The organism is Chitinophaga sp., assembly GCF_017745275.1.
Taxonomy (GTDB): Bacteria; Bacteroidota; Bacteroidia; order Chitinophagales; family Chitinophagaceae; genus Chitinophaga.
The window spans coordinates 705216-718373 of sequence record NZ_JAGHZS010000007.1 but is presented as its reverse complement, the minus strand read 5'-3'; the positions used below and the strand labels follow the sequence as shown (position 1 = coordinate 718373).

Annotated in this window: 9 protein-coding genes; 5 read left to right on the top strand and 4 right to left on the bottom strand. The window is 47.6% G+C overall.

Going from position 1 to position 13158, the window contains the following annotated elements; genetic code table 11:
• Window positions 1–62: 62 nt before the first annotated feature.
• Window positions 63–1988, top strand: a complete 1926-nt coding sequence (locus tag J7623_RS22475) for a histidine kinase (RefSeq protein WP_291924607.1) — start codon at window positions 63–65, stop codon at window positions 1986–1988.
• Window positions 1951–2706 (top strand): LytTR family DNA-binding domain-containing protein, encoded by a 756-nt coding sequence (locus J7623_RS22470; RefSeq protein ID WP_291924605.1) that lies wholly within the window; start codon window positions 1951–1953, stop codon window positions 2704–2706. The genes J7623_RS22475 and J7623_RS22470 overlap by 38 nt, the downstream gene beginning before the upstream one ends.
• A gap of 7 nt (window positions 2707–2713) precedes the next feature.
• Here J7623_RS22470 and J7623_RS22465 read toward each other — a convergent pair whose 3' ends face one another.
• Window positions 2714–3955 (bottom strand): amidohydrolase family protein, encoded by a 1242-nt coding sequence (locus tag J7623_RS22465; RefSeq protein WP_291924603.1) that lies wholly within the window; start codon window positions 3953–3955, stop codon window positions 2714–2716.
• A 184-nt stretch (window positions 3956–4139) separates the two neighbouring features.
• On the opposite strand from J7623_RS22465, the gene J7623_RS22460 reads away from it, so the two are divergent.
• From J7623_RS22460 to J7623_RS22450, 3 genes are all read left to right on the top strand, one after another.
• Window positions 4140–5309: an epoxide hydrolase family protein gene (locus J7623_RS22460; RefSeq protein ID WP_291924601.1), complete on the top strand. Its 1170-nt coding sequence runs from the start codon at window positions 4140–4142 to the stop codon at window positions 5307–5309.
• A 29-nt stretch (window positions 5310–5338) separates the two neighbouring features.
• Window positions 5339–5923, top strand: coding sequence for a Crp/Fnr family transcriptional regulator (locus tag J7623_RS22455; protein ID WP_291924599.1), 585 nt, complete (start codon window positions 5339–5341; stop codon window positions 5921–5923).
• A 71-nt stretch (window positions 5924–5994) separates the two neighbouring features.
• On the top strand, window positions 5995–6954 hold the full coding sequence (locus J7623_RS22450) for an ester cyclase (RefSeq protein WP_291924597.1): 960 nt from the start codon (window positions 5995–5997) through the stop codon (window positions 6952–6954).
• Window positions 6955–6959: 5 nt separating this feature from the next.
• On the opposite strand, the gene J7623_RS22445 is transcribed toward J7623_RS22450, so the two are convergent.
• The 3 genes from J7623_RS22445 to J7623_RS22435 form a co-directional block, all read right to left on the bottom strand.
• Entirely contained in the window at window positions 6960–10091 is a 3132-nt protein-coding gene (locus J7623_RS22445; RefSeq protein ID WP_291924595.1) for an AsmA-like C-terminal region-containing protein, read from the bottom strand.
• 249 nt (window positions 10092–10340) lie between these two features.
• Window positions 10341–11261, bottom strand: coding sequence for a PorP/SprF family type IX secretion system membrane protein (locus tag J7623_RS22440; RefSeq protein WP_291924593.1), 921 nt, complete (start codon window positions 11259–11261; stop codon window positions 10341–10343).
• Between the two features lie 5 nt (window positions 11262–11266).
• Window positions 11267–13158, bottom strand: a 1892-nt coding sequence (locus J7623_RS22435; RefSeq protein WP_291924591.1) for an MBG domain-containing protein, incomplete at its 5' end; no start/stop codon positions are given.

The window sequence follows — 13158 nt, the reverse complement described above, 5'->3', positions numbered from 1 at the left end:
ATTTGGTTTAAGATGATGGGATGAAAATAAACGGTCCTAGCCGCCCTCATAAGCAACACTTGGTGAAACACCTTTCTCAAAGGGTGAAATATGGCCCTGCCCATTCGGAAAAAAACTATTTTGTGCTGGAATCTATTACCATGATACGTTACTGTAGTGGCATATTTATCTTGTCTGGCATACTGCTGTTAGCCCCGAAGGCAGACGCACAGGATTACCCGTCGAAAAAGGGAGGTGGTTTCCGGAAGTCAAAGGCAGCGAAAGACCTGAGTAATTCATTATCTAATGATGATGGCAGCCTTAAAACAGCCGGCTTCTACGAGGCCCTGGCCAAAGAGCTGACCGACCAGCACGACTATCCCCGGGCAGAAAACTACCTGCAAAAGGCATTGGATATTTACAACCGGTTGAATGATAAAGAGGCCGCCGCTACTGCTGCCCGCTCCCTGGCAAAAGTGCAGGAAATGCAGCACAAAATTAATTCCGCGATACAAAACTACCTCTCAGCCGCCGACATCGGCGTAGATAAACGGACCGACACCATCAATACCAATGATGCCAACCGCCTGCAAAATGCCACCAATCCCGGCGCACAGGTGAAATACTCCCAGTCCAACGCCGCTATCTTTGAAAGAGAAGGAAAGAAAGAGGAAGCCGCAGACGCGTACAAACAACTCGGTAATAGCCAGCTGCTGCAAAATAACTCCACTGAAGCCATTGCCAGCTTTAAGAAAGCCATCGAGAAAAGCGATAATACCAAAGAGATCAGCGCTATCAGCAGGAAAATTGTGGGCGTATATGTGGCCGACAATAAAGTTGCAGACGCCATCCGCCTGAGTGAATCACTGTTGGAAAAAGCAAAGCAACAACACAATGTAGAATTGCAAATAGATCAAACGCGGGAGCTGGCCCAATTGTACAACCGAAATAACCAGCCCGAAAAAACAGGCCCCTTGCTGGAAGCTGCATACACCATGGCTTACAACAGTGGCAATACCTCCAAAACAAAAGACTGCCTGCTGGCGCTTACGCAGTACTACCGGGACCAACGCATGGATGCTATCGCACTGGCCCGTTACGACAACTTCCTTCATCACCTGGATACCCTCATCAGAACCGATAGCTCATTGGTAGATGCCAGCATCTTTGATATCACAGAAGGCAGGATCAAAGACCTGGAAAAGGAAAAGGCCTTGCAGCAGGCGCTCATCAAAAATAAAAATACCCTTAACTACTTCCTGATCGCCTTTGTGCTGGCTATGGCGGTGTTGTTATTCTTCATAATTCGCTCCCTGTATGCCATTAAAATCAAGAATAAAAAAATTGCGCTGCAATCTCTCCGCCGGGAAATGAATCCGCATTTTATTTTCAATAGCCTCAATAGCGTGAATCAATATATTGCGGAAAGCAACGAAGTAGAAGCCAACAAGTACCTGACATCCTACTCCGGCCTGATGCGCAATGTGATGGAGCATTCCAGCAAAGATTTTGTGCCATTATCCGTAGAAGTGGCACAGTTAAAAAGTTACCTGGACCTGGAACACCTGCGCTTTAGTGATAAATTTATTTATGAGATGGATATCGACGACAGCCTGGACGCCGATGCGGTCATGATTCCCAATATGCTCATCCAGCCACATCTCGAAAATGCGGTATGGCACGGCCTTCGTTATAAAGCCACCAAAGGCTTGCTGCAGGTGACTTTTGAGAAACAAGGTCCCTTGTTGCAGGTAGTGATCACGGATAACGGGATCGGGCTGATAGAGAGCCAAAAGCTGAAAACAGTACACCAGAAAGCGTATCAGTCGAGGGGCATCACCAATACCCGGGAGCGGATTCAGCTACTCAACGATATATACCACCTCCACATCCGGCTGGAGATGAACGAAATTACCGGCAACGGCGTTACCGGCACCCGGATAGTATTGCAACTTCCCTTAATGGATAGTCATGATGTTAACAGAAAAAATCAGGTCAGTTATCGTTGAAGATGAAGCCGCCGCTATGGCCGCTTTACAAAACTACCTGCAGAAATTTTGTCCGCAGGTAACTGTTGTAGGCACCGCACAAAATAGCCGGGAGGCTATTGGCCTGATACAGGAGTTGCAGCCCCAGTTGGTTTTCCTGGATGTGGAAATGCCTTTCGGCAATGCCTTCGATGTATTGGAAGGTTGCCAGGACCTTACTTTCGAAACCATTTTTGTCACTGCCTTTTCTGAATATTCGCTGAAAGCGCTCAACCAGAGTGCAGCTTATTATTTATTGAAGCCGGTGAGCATTGAAGAATTGATACTTGCTGTAAACAAGGTACAGCAACAGTTACAGCAGCAGCAATGGCTGAACCGTAACCGTATCATCATGGAAAATGCCCGTGAAAACAATCCGGGCATGCAGCAGGTAATATTACCGACCCTGGATGGATTTGATGTAGTGAAGATGGGAGAAATTGTCCGCCTCAAAGGAAATGGCAATTTTACAGACGTCTACCTGACGAATGGTAATAAAAAAATGGTCTGCCGGTTTTTGAAACATTTTGCAGAGATGTTACCCCTCCCGTTTGTGCGGGTACACAAATCACATATCATTAATATCCATTTTGTACAATCCTACCACAAGGGCGCCGGTGGCTATGTGAGCCTGAACGACGGCACCGCTGTGGAAGTATCTCCGGCTTATAAAGATAGCCTGCTGAAAGCTTTTCAGTAACCGGGCGTCAGTGTTCGCCCATGGTACGACTATCATACATCATCTTTCCATTACGGATGGTATATACTACTTCCGAAAAATGACGGATATCTGTATGGGGATCAGCCTTCAGTACTACCAGGTCGGCATCCATGCCTTTGGCAATGCGGCCGCTGTGCTGCGCCTGCCCAAATCTTCGTGCAGGCGCTGTCGTTAGTGCAGTCAGTACCTGGTCAAAACTAAGTCCTGCTTCCGACAACAGGCGAAATTCATCTTCCGTGCTATAGTCAGGTACATAGCCTACATCGGTACCAAACAATATTTCACCGCCGGCTTTCGCGTAAGCGCCTACCTGCTGTAGTGCAGTAGTCATCAACGGATGAGTGGCGGCTACCAGCTTGTTCCGTTCCAGCTCATATTTGAAAAGTTTTAAAGTAGGAATCAGTGCTATCTGATGTTGCTGTAACAACTTTATTTCCGCTGCATCCCATGGCCGGTACCCATCCGGCGAAGGGTGCGTCAGGATGTTGACGCCACCTTCCATGGCCATAATGACACCGGTATCAGCGGTGGGATGCGCAAAAACCGGTTTGTGAAACTGATGCGCGGTGACGCAGGCAGCTTTTAATATGTCCAGCGGCATCGGTACTGTTTTGTGTGCATGAGGGGAAGCGGACCATACTTTGATGCCATCGGCTCCCGTCTTTATCTGTTCGGTGACGTGCGCCTTCGCAGCAGCAAGTGTACTCATTTCAGGTAGCTTCAGCGGCTCTATATAAAACGGATTGCCGTTAGGCGGCACAAAGGGAACGCCCACCGTGAGCATCGCCGGACCATTCACTTCACCCTTGTTGATCCTTGCTTTCAATGCCAACAGGTTGGGAAAGTCCAGCGTTCCCAGGTCAAATACATGCGTAAAACCGCGACTGTTCACCATGTCATTAAGTTGCCGGTTCAATTGTTCAACGGGCAGGCTGTCGGCATGATTCCATTTCGGCTCCATGAAATGAACGTGGCAGTTCCAGAAGCCGGCCATCAGCACCATTCCTTTACAATCCAGTACCGGGGTAGCGGCGGGTATCTTCGTTTGCTGCCCGGTGCCAACGGCAGTGATTTTCCCGTTTTCAATAATTACTACGCCATTGGTAATGGGAGTGGTTCCGGGAGCGGTGTAGATGGTGGCGCCTGTTAGCGCCAACCGGCCAGCATTGGGTGTTTGGGCGTAAAAAGTGAGGGGGAGCAGCAATAACGCCAACAATAGTTTCTTCATAAGCGAGTTATTACAAAAGGATATTTTTTAGATGATCACTAAGATACAACTTAACAGTGTGGCGGAAGGGAGGTTGTGATGTTTGGCCTGATAGCAGCTGTAAAACATCGCAAAGCTGTGACAAAAAACGCGTGGCGGAATGCGCGATAAATATTAGCTTTATCTGCCGAAATTATTAGCAGCTATGGAAACAGGTATCGTCATCAAACCTATGCGCATCTACATTCCGGAAGAAGATATTGTTGATTTGCATTATCGCCTGCGTCATACCCGTTGGGTATCGCCGATGGAAGATGCTACCTGGGAAGATGGCACCAGTGGGGAATACCTGCGTGACCTGGCGGCTTACTGGCTTTCAGGGTACAACTGGCGCGAACGGGAAGCCAGGCTTAATAAATTCGATCATTACCAGGCCACCATCGGCGATTCACAACTGCATTTTATTCATGCCAAAGGAGAGGGGCCTGATCCCATCCCGTTACTGCTGATGCAGGGATGGCCGGGTAGTTTTGTGCAGTTGTTGCCATTGATTCCATTGCTCACTGCTGCCCGTACCGATGGCACGCCTTCCTTTGATGTGGTGGCGATGTCTATGCCCGGGTATCCCTTCAGTTCCATTCCCCGTAAGCATGGCATGAACTTTAAACGGATAGCGGACCTCATCGTTCCGTTAATGACAGAAGGCCTAGGCTATGAGCGCTTTGCCTGTCGCGGCTCAGACCAGGGCGCATTGGTACAACAGCAAATAGGACTGCACTACCCGGAGCGGGTAATAGGGCTGCATCGTTCGGGGATTACGCCATTTATGTCGCCGATGCCTGCGGACCTCAGCGAGGCAGAAGTAGCCTATCAGCAAAAAGTGGCGGCCTGGGCGCCAACAGAAACCTTATACGCACGCATACAAGCCCTGCGTCCTGAAACGCTGACACCTGCGTTGGCCGATTCTCCCGTAGGCCTGGCCAGTTGGTTTATTGAGAAATTCCAGCGATGGGGCGATGGCGGTGAACAAATAGATCAACATTTCGGCCGTGACGAACTGCTCGATAATATATCCCTGCATTGGTTCACCGGCGCTGGTGCTGCCGCTATCCGGTCGTATAAAGAGGCCGTATCAGGAACGGTGCTGAATCCGGAAAAGCCACCGCGCGTTGCTGTTCCCTCTGCTATTATGATGCCTTTACACGACGGTGTAACGGTGCCGGCCCCACGCGAATGGGCAGAACGAACTTATAACGTACAACGCTGGACCATCATGGAACAAGGCGGCCATTTCCCCGAATGGGAAGTGCCCGGTGTAATAGCCGCCGATGTACGGCAGTTTTTCGGCGACCGTAATGGTACCATCACCGGATAATATTTGTAAATCAATACGACATCGTTTATATGACGAATGAGGAGTTGTTGCTTAATAATCTGGCCCGCCATATTAGTCTTGAGCAAACAGAAATCGACTTTTTCTTTTCATTACTCACCCAAAAAACATTGAAGAAGAAAGCTTTCCTGCTCCGGCAGGGAGAGGTATGCAAAACAGAGAACTTTATTCTCAGTGGCTGCATACGCATGTACACGATTGACGACAGTGGCCAGGAACATATCGTGATGTTCGGCGTGGAAGGCTGGTGGACCAGTGACTTGTATAGCTTCTTTACCGGTACGCCTTCGGAATATTATATTGATGCCCTCGAAGATGCCGTACTGCTGCAGATTACAAAGGAACGCCTGGAACTGCTTTATGAAAAGGTGCCGAAGTTTGAACGCTTCTTCAGGATCCTGTTGCAAAATGCCTTTATTGCGCAGCAGCGGCGCATCAACCAAAACCTGTCCTATACTGCAGAACAGCGCTATCTTGATTTTATACAGAAATATCCGCAACTGGAACAACGTATCTCCCAGAAACAGGTGGCGGCTTATTTAGGCTTTACGCCGGTATTTTTAAGTATGCTCCGCAAAAAGTTAAGCCAGTCCTGATTTCTTCAACTACTTTAATTTTTATCATTTTTCTGCCTCGTTACTTTGTACCATCAAATAAAGGCAAATAAATGAAAAAGAACATCTTTGCAACAAACAACGACTGGACAGGCCTCATCATACGGCTCACTTTAGGATTGATACTATTTCCTCATGGTGCCCAAAAGATGCTGGGCTGGTTTGGCGGCCCCGGCTTTGCCGGAGAAATGGGCTTCTTTACAGGAACCCTTCACTTACCCTGGATCATCGCTTTTGCTGTGATATTCATTGAATTTTTCGGTGCTATCGCCCTGATCGTGGGATTTGCGTCCCGGCTATGGTCAGTGGCCATTATAGGGTTGTTCATCGGGATTATTTTTGTGGCCCACGTAGAAAACGGCTTCTTTATGAACTGGTTCGGTACGCAAAAAGGAGAAGGCTATGAATACCATCTGTTGTTCATCGGGCTGGCCATCGCTGTGATCTTGAATGGCAGCGGCAAATATGCGGTGGATAATATTATCTGGAAGCGCCCTGTGGTGAATAATTCAACGCTGGCACTGGTATCCCTGATGCTACTGTTAGGTACCGCCTGTGGTACAGCTACTGCTCCTGCAGTAGCTACCACCGGCACTGACGTGGAAGCACACAACAAACAGCTGGTAGAACGCTATTTCAACGACGTATGGAATAAGGGAAATGTGGACCTGCTGGACAGCTTATTAAGCCCTGATTATATCAATCACACGCCCTCTACACCTAACCCGCCAAAAGGCGCTGTAGGCTTAAAACCTATTGTAAATGCCATCCGGAAAGGTTTTCCGGATTTGCATTATGAGATCCGGGATATGGTGGTGACATCCAATAGAGTAGTAGCCAGGGTCATTATGACCGGCACACAAACAGATACGTTGTTTGGTACGCCACCTACCGGGAAGTCTGTTAGCGTGAATCAAATCAATATTGAAGAAATTGTGGACGGAAAAATCGCTGAACACTGGCGGGTAACCGATGAACTGACCATGATGAAGCAGCTGGGCGTAATTAAATAATACCCCTATTTTTTATCTTCTTCATCCGGATCTTCTGTTTCTTCCAGTTTGTTATCACTGCCGCGGCGTAGCTTTACCTGCGGGTTGTTCTGTGTCCCTGTAACGTTAAAGGGTATACCAAAAATACCAAAAGGTGGCAGCCCCAGTCGCCCTTTCAGGTTTAGCCTGCCATCCAGGCTCACCTGTCCCTCAAAGCGTGGCCGGAAGCCCGCAATGCGCATTTTGGTTCTGCTGATAGTGAGGATGTTATTGTTAATCTCCGACTTGATATTGACTTCAGAAAGATCAGGATCTTTCATGTCACCTTTTCCTGTACTGCTGCTCACCGCGTTGAATAATTTGAAGCCCTTCAGTTTTATTTTTTTGATAGATAAAACACCACCCCCTTTCAGCGACGGATATACAGGATTCATGTTCTCATCCAGTTTGCCATTCAGGCGATAGTCCAGTCCTACCACACCACTGGCATAGGCAGCGGAAGTGGCCATGTCATGAAAGATTTTTATTTCGTTATAAGCACGTTTGATATCAAATTCTTTCGCCGTGATGTGGTAATCGAAGGATGCCCGTTTAGGTTGCAGGCTTACATAAGTGGCATCCATTTCTACCGGAGCACCAATAATGGTAAACCCGGTCTGGTTCAGCTTCATCCGGCTGCTGTCTACCACCAGTTGCCCATGGAAATTACTGATGTCTATTCCTTTGAAACGGATTTTATCTGCGGCGGCATTGAGTGTAAGCGATAAGTTGGACGGGATCATCACTACGCCTGAAGATGCAGGTGCGGCGGGGCTATTGTTAGGCGCGCCATTCACCATCATTTCATCTACCAGTATATACCCGCTTTTCAGGTCAAAGGAACCACGCAGCGGCTGATCTTTGGTAGTAGCATAGCCAATCACATTACTGAGATATCCGTTCAGGTTAATCCCTGATTTGCCATAGGTGGCATTAAACTGGTCAAACCACATTTTGTCCTGGTCGAAACGGAAAACACCATTGTTGATCACGAATGGCAAAGGCAGTTGAGCGGCCGTCAGGGCAATGTTTTTGATCACCATGGTGCCACTGTTACTGAGTTTATTGTACCTGCCGGCGAGTGCGTCGCCCTGGGTGCCCTGGAGCGACAGGTTCGTTTTAATAAATCCTTTCAGGTCGTATCCTTTGATGGCAAACACCTGGTAAATGCGGCCCAGGTCTATTACCCCATTGGAGGTGATATTATACCGGAGATTATCGAAATTATTCAGGTCCGCTTTCAGCACAAATGGTTGTCCTTCAAATTCGAAGGAAACAGGCTTCAGGTTTACTTTCAGCGATTGCATGGTACCGGTGGTATTGGTAACGGAGGCGTCTATATTAATTTTCTCCAGCGGATGCGGATAATATTTCGTTTGTACGGCACCGTTATTCATGGTAAGCTGTCCGGTAGTAACGGGGAAGAGTCGTTTGGCTGGCAGGTAGGTGCCTTTGGTGGCCACGTTGATGGCCAGGTCACCAGTCATATCGAGACTGTCTATCGGGTATACCTTTTTGAGGTCGCTCATGTGCAGCACGGATTCCAGCTTAGCATCAATGAGTGGCTCCCGGGCATTCGACAGTTGGAAGTAGCCGCGGATATAGTTACTCAGCATCGTGGCATTGAGATCGTTGATGCTGAAATAGGTGTGTGTATACTGGCCGTCGGGGCAGGAGGCTTTAGCGTTAAAGCTGATGTTTTTCACGCCTTCCGGCATAGAAGCAAATTTAAGATAGCCATTACGCAGGGTAGCGGCAAAATCAAATACAGGGATGCTGCTGATCACCGTATCGGGGCGGTGTTGTAAACCTTTATACACCACTGTTTTGGCATAGCGGCCATTCGCCTGTAGATGTGCCTGCAGGCGTCCTTTCAGGTCTATGGTTTTCAGTCCTACGGTCTGGTTCCATTTTTCCAGGTCTATATCGGTATTCATTTTAGCATAAATATCCGGTGTGGCCAGGCCTTTCAAACGTACTACGGCGCTGAAATAGTCTTTATCAAGATTAAAGAAAATGGAATCTACATTCACATAGAGGCTGTCGGTGTTCAGGTGTGCGAGTGTAGATTGAAAGTTCAGGAACAGGTTTTTTACCGGTGCAGGTGCTTTGTCGTGGGTGATGGTGCCGTTTCTGACCTTCATGTTAAAGGTAAGGTCCGGCATAGTATTGCTTTCTGCGAGATATTCCCCGATCAGCGTAGCGTTTACGTCGGCAGTGCCGGTGATATTCATATGCTCGGCCCATTTGGCATATTCCGGTGGGAGCGCGCCGAAGATGGCGTGCAGTTCGGATTCCATGGAGCTGAGGCGAAAGTCCATTTTATAGCCATTCTTCAGGAAACCAAATTCTCCTTTGAAGCGTACAGGAAGTTCATTGATCTTTAGATCATTCTTTTCAAAAATAAGGTCGAGCGAGTTGGTATTGATTTTAGTGATCAGTTCCCCGTTCAGTTTCTTCGATAAAATATATTGGGTATTAGCGTAATTGATATCGAAGGAACCGATGCTGATCTTAGAGTATAAGTCGAATACTGCTTTGCTGAGATCTCCTTTCCCGAGGTAATTAACTTCTTTGGCCCGGAGGAACATGGGGAGCGACTGATCATTATAAATGATATTGCAATGTTCCAGTTGTATGCGCGCAATTTGCATAGAGGCGCTGCCGCTGTCGGATTTATTGGAAGTAGTGGTATCGGATGATTTGTAAACGTTATAGTTCGGGTGACCGGCGGTATCTACCAGTACATGTATATTTCCTTTGGTCAGGTATATTTCATCAATATTAATGGAGCTGGAAAAAACGCTGGATAAGTTAATGCCCAGTGCTACTTCGTTGGCAGATATCAGTGTATCCGCCTGGAAGGGTGCGGCGCCTTTCAAACTAAAATCATACAAGGTTAGGGTGAGTGACGGAAAGTGATTAAAAAAGGACAGTCTTGCTTTGGAGAAGTTCAGGTCCCCGGTGATGCTGTTGTTGGTCCAGGTTTTTATTTTATTGGAGATGGTGGTGGGAAAAAGTATCGGCATTAAAAATAATAACAGGATGATGGCAGCAAGCGATATGGAAACTATTTTTAATACTTTAAGGACAAGTCCTTTCATATTTGTCTGGCGCATGGAGTAATGGGCGTATTTTTTTTACTATCTCACTATATATAAAAAAATATATCTATAAGCTTATCTGGCTTAATTATGAGAGGAAATTATTATATCTTAAAAATAATGATGACTCTGCTGCGAAGGTACTTATAATTAAAATAGGAAGCGCGGGGGTAGCGCATTTACTCTATGCCACCGTGGGGGCATCGCCTGTATAGGCGTTGCCGTTATATGCAGTGGTAAAAATATTTTACAATATGGTAATGTCTATTTTCTGAACAGGTTCAGTGTCAGGTTTATTTCAAAAGTGCCGCTGGTATAATTGCTGAGTCCTGCCGTCTGCGAATTATAGATCAGCTGAAAGCCGGCAATGGATTGGTAATTGGCGCCAACGCCTGCACTGAAGCTATTTGTGGAATGATACATGCCAAAGGCATTCAGTTGATTGTTAAGAAAAGAAAAGTTTGCGCCGGCATCCATGATATTATCATAGCCTTTGATACCACGGAAACATACTTTCGGTTCAATGGCGCTCAGTTCTGTCCCGACGTTGATTTTATAGCTGGTGGCGGCAAAGAAAACGGAGCGGTCGATCCCCAGGTCAGTGGAACTATTTTTCACCAGGCTGACGAGGTTAGGCAGAGAAGCCTGCAGGGTAAACCCTTTAAGGGTATAAGCCATTCCAAAATCTGCTTCAAAATAATTATCTCTCCGGTTAAAGGCGTGAATATCCGGGTCGGTGACATCCCCATTTACTTCTTTGGTATCCAGCCGCCTGGCAATGAAAGCGCCTGACAGTCCAAAGTGCAGGGCGCTGGCGCCATTCAGCGACAGGGGCAGGTGATAGGCATAACTAAAAGCCACTTTCGTATTGTTGAGCAGGCCGGCCTTATCATTAAAAATATTCATGCCGATGCCTACCCGTTTGAATAGCTGGTAGTCGGCTGTTAGTGCCTTTGTGATGGGGGCGCCGTTTATCCCCGACGATTGGTGACGATAGGCGAGGTTCACGTGTAATCCTGTATCCAGACCTGCCATCGCAGGGTTGGCGAGATAGGGATCCAGGAAGTATTGCGCGGCCAGTGGTTCTACCAGCATTTCCGGGTTACCGGTACTTTGTGCACCGGCGGAGAAGTTGCTGAGTGCAAATGCACTCAGCAACAGGAGGTATGAGATGTACTTCTTCATGATCATTAGTTTGAATGGATGATGGTGATGAATCCTTTGAACTGACGGTTACTATCACCCAATGTGATGATGTAGTAATAGGTGCCTTCAGCCAGTGGCTGGCCATTCACTTTACCATTCCAGTTATTGGTATAGCCGCGTTGCTGGAATACCATTCTTCCGGCACGGTCGTAAACTTTTACTTCATTCTGTGGATACATATCGATGTTCTTTACCACCCACAGATCGTTTTTACCGTCGCCGTTAGGCGTCAGGATGTTGGTAGCTTCCAGTTTGTAATCTTCTTTCACAGTGATTGTTACTTCTTTGGTAACGCTACAGTTAAAGAGATTAGAGATGGTTACCTGGTAAGTAGTAGTCATCGCCGGACGGGCTACTGGTGCTGCAATACCCGGATCATTCAATCCTGCAGCAGGGCTCCATTCATAGCTGTTGCCACCGGAAGCGGTCAACGTTATACTTTCCCCTTTGCTGATAGTGGTATTGCCACTGGTTTGCAACTTGCCATCAGGTAATGGATGTACGGTAACGGTTACTGGTGCCGACTGCAGGGCAACATTATTGTTATAAATGGCTTTCACCGTATAAACACCACTTTCGCTGGCACTGAAGGAGCTGCCCGTAGCATTAGATATCAATACATTGTTGCGGTACCACTCATAAGCCGGGGCAGCGGTAGCCTGGAGTTTGATGCTATTGCCGTCACAGAAGGCGGTGCTGCCGTTGGCTGTAATAACCGGCGCCATAAACGAAGTAACGATGATGGTTTGTGTTACCGCAGTAGCTGGCTCATAGTTATTATTTCCAGCTTGTGTAGCGGTGATATGTACCGTACCGGCAGTACCTACATGCGCAGTATTGCCATTTACACTGATTACAGTGGTATTATCACTGCTAAAGGACACTGGCAATCCGGAGTTGCTGGTCGCCGTCAGCGTAAAGTCAGGATCTCCTTCATTCTTACCACCGATGTTGGTGAAGGTGATTTGCTGTGTGGCACGCGTAATGGTGAGCTGACCGTTCGCATAAGTGATATTATAGTCGTTGCTGCTCAGGCCCGATGGCTGGATGATATAAGTGCCGGCATCAACAGCTCCCTGTGAGTTACCATGATAGCTGAGTGTACCGCCTAATTTGCCCTCATCATCGTTACCAACAAAGCCACTGTAGCTGACACCATTGCCATTCGTATAGGCGGTGCCGGTATAAGTACGGGAGTCGTTGTTGGCAGTTACTGTCAGTGCAGCTTTACCTATGGTAAAGCTTTGCGTTACCTGCATAGCTGGCAGGTAGGTAGCATTACCCGCCTGGTTAGCAGCGATGGTCACAATTCCTGCACCGGTAATAGTAACGGTGTTACCACTGATGGTAGCCGGACCGCTTACGATGCTATATGTCACCGGTAATCCGCTGGTGCTGGTAGCGTTGAGTGTAAACGCTGCTGCACCGTATGTTTTATTAGTGATAGCAGGGAAGGTGATGGTTTGAGTTGTTTGGTTTGCCTGTCCAACCGTTAAGGTACCATTTACCAGCGTGAACTGATAGTTGGCAGCGCTTAACGAGCCAATAGCTACCGTGATCGGATAAGTACCTGGTGTGCTGTTGGTAGTAGCGGTAGTACTGAGTGTAGCCGTACCCGTTACTACGCTGTTATTTTCACCATTTACAAATCCGGTGATGGTATAAGTAAACGCCGGATTAGGTTGTTGGTATACTTTAGAAGTGTTTACCGCCGTCACTGTCAACGTTGCCTTATTCACCGTGAAGCTTTGCGTTACCTGCGTAGCTGGCAGGTAGGTAGCATTACCCGCCTGGTTAGCAGCGATGGTCACATTGCCAGCACCGGTGATGGTAACAGTGTTACCACTGATGGTAGCCGGCCCGCTTAGGATGCTGT

Bases quoted from the DNA above. Each gene is read 5' to 3' on its own strand.
- J7623_RS22470 (WP_291924605.1), top strand. From the start codon at position 1,951: ATGATGTTAACAGAAAAAATCAGGTCAGTTATCGTTGAAGATGAAGCC.
- J7623_RS22445 (WP_291924595.1), bottom strand. From the start codon at position 10,091: ATGCGCCAGACAAATATGAAAGGACTTGTCCTTAAAGTATTAAAAATA.
- J7623_RS22455 (WP_291924599.1), top strand. From the start codon at position 5,339: ATGACGAATGAGGAGTTGTTGCTTAATAATCTGGCCCGCCATATTAGT.
- J7623_RS22465 (WP_291924603.1), bottom strand. From the start codon at position 3,955: ATGAAGAAACTATTGTTGGCGTTATTGCTGCTCCCCCTCACTTTTTAC.
- J7623_RS22450 (WP_291924597.1), top strand. From the start codon at position 5,995: ATGAAAAAGAACATCTTTGCAACAAACAACGACTGGACAGGCCTCATC.
- J7623_RS22440 (WP_291924593.1), bottom strand. From the start codon at position 11,261: ATGAAGAAGTACATCTCATACCTCCTGTTGCTGAGTGCATTTGCACTC.
- J7623_RS22460 (WP_291924601.1), top strand. From the start codon at position 4,140: ATGGAAACAGGTATCGTCATCAAACCTATGCGCATCTACATTCCGGAA.